Source organism: Geobacillus sp. WSUCF1 (assembly GCF_000422025.1).
GTDB lineage: Bacteria > Bacillota > Bacilli > Bacillales > Anoxybacillaceae > Geobacillus > Geobacillus zalihae.
This window is the reverse complement of the sequence record NZ_ATCO01000254.1, coordinates 1-2,805: the sequence shown is the minus strand read 5'-3', so window position 1 is coordinate 2,805 and position 2,805 is coordinate 1. Positions and strand designations below refer to the sequence as shown.

The following is a 2,805-nucleotide window of genomic DNA, read 5'->3' as shown; positions in this document are numbered from 1 at the left end:
CACATATGGACCATCGCCCGCCGGCGCGCCGCGACTGGCGCGTCTTTTGGCGGCTGACGCGCCCGCATACGCTGACGGCGGCATTTGTGCCCGTATGCGTCGGCACGGTGCTGGCGCTTGGCGAAACATCGATCGATTGGCTGCTGTTTGCCGCGATGATGATCGCCTCTTTGTTGATTCAGGCGGCGACGAACATGTTCAACGAATACTACGATTATCAACGCGGCCTCGATTCACCGGAGTCGGTCGGCATCGGCGGCGCCATCGTCCGAGACGGCCTCAAGCCGAAAACGGTGCTGGCGTTGGCGGTTGGCTGTCTTGGGTTGGCTATGCTCATCGGCGTCTACATTTGCGCCGAAAGCAGCTGGTGGCTCGCCGTTGTCGGAACGATTTGCATGGCGGCCGGTTATTTTTACACCGGAGGGCCGGTTCCGATCGCCTATACGCCGTTTGGCGAACTGGCGGCTGGGTTTTTTATGGGCTTTGTCATTATTTTGATTTCATTTTTCATCCAAACAGGCTATATCAGCGGCGGTGCCGTGCTCACCGCCATTCCGATCGCGATTTTGGTCGGCGCCATTTTGCTGGCGAACAATATTCGCGACTTGGACGGCGATCGTGAAAAAGGGCGAAAGACGCTCGCCATTTTGATTGGCCGCGATTGGGCCATCCGCCTGCTCGCCGCCATGTTCGCCGTTGCCTTTCTTTGGACGGCCGCGCTTGCGGCGTTTCAGATCGTGCCATTTTGGGCGCTGCTCGCTTTATTGAGCATTCCAAAAGCAATCGCCGCGACGCGCGGATTTATCGGCAAAATCAAGCCGATCGAGATGATGCCGGCCATGAAGGCGACGGCGCAAACGAATACACAGTTCGGCTTTTTGCTCGCCGCTGGCTTGCTCATTGCCCATTGGCTGTAACACGGTCAACATGACCGTGTTTTTTTTTTGATTTTCGCCCATACTACACCATATAGACGCTACTGCGAAGGAAGGGATTGCGACTGATGCTGACGAACGAACAGCTTGCCGCCCTCCGCTCAAGACTGCTCGACATGAAACGGGAGACGGAAGACCGGCTGAAGCAAAACGACCATTTCGGCATGATCCGCAGCCACGCCCACGATGCGGTCGGTGAGCTGGCGAGCTACGACAACCATCCGGCCGATGAGGCGACAGAGCTGTATGAGCGGGAAAAAGATCTCGCCCTAAAGGAGCATGCCGAGCGCGAACTTCGCGAGATTGAACGGGCGCTTGGCGCCATCGCCGACGGCACATACGGAACGTGCCGCGTATGCGGCCGGCCGATCCCATACGAACGGCTCGAGGCGCTGCCGACAACACTCTACTGCCGCGAGCACAGCCCGGATCAAACGGTGTCGCAAAAGCGGCCGCTTGAAGAGGGCGTGCTCATGCCGCCGTTTGGCAAATTCGATTTCGATGACCGCACGGAATCGGTCGCTTACGACGCAGAAGATGCATGGCAGGAAGTAGCCCGCTACGGCACATCCGACACCCCTTCCGACCTTGGCAAAAACGTCGATTCCTACAGCGAAGTGTATGCCGAGTCGGAAGAGAACGTCGGCTATATCGAAGACTTGGAAAATTTCGCGGCCGTCGATTTGCATGGCCAACACGTACGTGTGTACCCGACGCGGGAGCATGAGCTGCTGGAAAACATATTGGATGACGAAGGCATCATGTCGAACATCGGCGATTTGCCGGCGTATGAAAAAGACCCGTATACATCGAAAGACAGCTACCGCCGGTACGATGAAAGACCGTCCCAGCAGCATTTTGGGGAAACGACTCCATGAAAAAGGCCATCGGCAAGATGGTCTTTTTTGTGAAACGGGCCAATGCCGTTTTCCGTAGTACAGAGCAGAACGTCATATGATCTGAATGGAGGCGAAATGATGAACGCACATGAGATCGATTACCGGCTGTACGGTGATGACATGCAGTTTGTCGAAATCGAGCTCGACCCATACGAAAGCGTGGTCGCGGAAGCGGGCGGGATGATGATGATGGATGACGGCATCGTCATGGAAACCGTATTTGGCGACGGCTCCTCGTCCGGAAAAGGGCTGCTTGGCCGCCTTGTCGGCGCGGGGAAGCGGCTGCTCACCGGCGAAAGCTTGTTCATGACCGTGTTTACCAACCAAGGAAACGGCAAGCGCCGCGTCGCCTTCGCCGCTCCGTATCCGGGAAAAATCATCCCGGTCGATTTGAGCGAACTTGGCGGGAAGCTCATCTGCCAAAAAGACTCCTTTTTGTGTGCGGCAAAAGGCGTCTCCGTCGGCATTGAGTTTCAGCGCAAACTCGGCGCTGGCTTTTTCGGCGGCGAAGGGTTTATTATGCAAAAGTTGGAAGGTGACGGGCTTGCCTTTTTGCACGCCGGCGGAACGATCCATCGCCGCGACTTGCAGCCCGGGGAAACGCTTCGCATTGACACCGGCTGCCTTGTCGCCATGACGAAAGACGTCAACTACGATATTGAATATGTCGGCAGCATCAAAACCGCCTTCTTCGGCGGCGAAGGATTGTTTTTGGCCACCGTCACCGGCCCCGGGGCGGTGTGGGTGCAGTCGCTTCCGTTCAGCCGGCTCGCTGACCGCGTCCTCGCTGCCGCCCCGAGCGCCGGCGGACGGTCGGTCGGCGAAGGCAGCATCCTCGGCGGCATCGGCGACTGGCTCGACGGCGACGACTAAGCGAGAAAGGGCGCTCCGGCCAAACGGAACGCCCTTTTGCTTTTATGCCTTCTCCCTCGAAATTCCCTAAAAGGACGATGATTGAGTCAACTGCCCCC

At 57.5% G+C, this 2,805-nt stretch carries 3 protein-coding genes; all 3 read left to right on the top strand.

Annotated features, from left to right (window positions below; all coding sequences use genetic code 11):
* Nucleotides 1-917: 1,4-dihydroxy-2-naphthoate polyprenyltransferase (locus tag I656_RS00420; protein WP_050572332.1), on the top strand; the 917-nt coding region annotated here is incomplete at its 5' end.
* 86 nt (nucleotides 918-1,003) lie between these two features.
* Complete coding sequence (locus tag I656_RS00425) at nucleotides 1,004-1,813, top strand: yteA family sporulation protein (RefSeq protein WP_033006922.1); 810 nt, start codon at nucleotides 1,004-1,006, stop codon at nucleotides 1,811-1,813.
* Between the two features lie 99 nt (nucleotides 1,814-1,912).
* Nucleotides 1,913-2,707, top strand: a complete 795-nt coding sequence (locus I656_RS00430; RefSeq protein WP_033006918.1) for a TIGR00266 family protein — start codon at nucleotides 1,913-1,915, stop codon at nucleotides 2,705-2,707.
* Nucleotides 2,708-2,805: the final 98 nt, after the last annotated feature.

What these genes read in the sequence shown, in the direction of transcription:
- I656_RS00425 (WP_033006922.1), top strand. Translation starts at nt 1,004, where the DNA reads ATGCTGACGAACGAACAGCTTGCCGCCCTCCGCTCAAGACTGCTCGAC.
- I656_RS00430 (WP_033006918.1), top strand. Translation starts at nt 1,913, where the DNA reads ATGAACGCACATGAGATCGATTACCGGCTGTACGGTGATGACATGCAG.